We start from the raw sequence: 218 nt of genomic DNA, 5'->3' as shown, positions 1-218 counted from the left end.
TTTCGGCCTGATACTCTGGCTGTTGCTTGCCCCTCAGGTCCGGGCCGATGATTACCTGGCGGCCAGTGCGGATCGCTGCGTGATCCTGCTGCACGGTATGCTTCGATCGTCGCTGTCGCTCAAGCCCATGCAGTGGTACCTCGATCACGCCGGCTACACCACGGTCAACCTGAGTTACCCCTCATTGCTTTATCCGATTCCTGAATCGGCGGAGATGG

Annotated in this window: 1 protein-coding gene; it reads left to right on the top strand. The window is 59.2% G+C overall.

The annotated features are described in order from the left end of the window. Positions 1-218: esterase/lipase family protein (locus A3709_RS23950; RefSeq protein WP_369795155.1), on the top strand; the 218-nt coding region annotated here is incomplete at both ends.

Source organism: Halioglobus sp. HI00S01, from assembly GCF_001635445.1.
Lineage (GTDB): Bacteria > Pseudomonadota > Gammaproteobacteria > Pseudomonadales > Halieaceae > Halioglobus > Halioglobus japonicus.
Note: the sequence above shows the minus strand (reverse complement) of the source record. Positions and strands in the feature narration are given on the sequence as shown.